The 277-nt window shown below is 59.9% G+C and carries 1 protein-coding gene; it reads right to left on the minus strand.

Features of this window, described 5'->3' with window-relative positions; all coding sequences use genetic code 11:
• A partial coding sequence (locus tag F0U44_RS24470) for a hypothetical protein (RefSeq protein ID WP_223163837.1) occupies positions 1-249 on the minus strand: 249 nt, incomplete at its 3' end.
• Positions 250-277: the final 28 nt, after the last annotated feature.

Here is a 277-nt window from a genome sequence, read left to right on the forward strand (position 1 = left end):
GTCCTGTATAGCGTCTCCGAGTAAGTCGTATTGTTCGGGCGGGTCGGTTCTGGAAGCTTCCGTGGCCTCGGCGAACTGCAGCCACTGCTCCAACCGCCAGAGGTCGTTGTCCAGCTGCTTCCAGTTACGCTCCGAGCACAGCGGGCAGGTCAGCCTACCGGACTCGTGTTCGCACGTGAGCGCGTATGACGCGGAGTGGGGCAACCTCAGGTTGTTGATTTGGAGCTCCCTCTTCTTGGCTTGCGTCAACAGGTCTTCGTACCGCAACGAGAGAGAC

It is taken from the genome of Nocardioides humilatus (assembly GCF_008373755.1).
Classification (GTDB): domain Bacteria; phylum Actinomycetota; class Actinomycetes; order Propionibacteriales; family Nocardioidaceae; genus Nocardioides; species Nocardioides humilatus.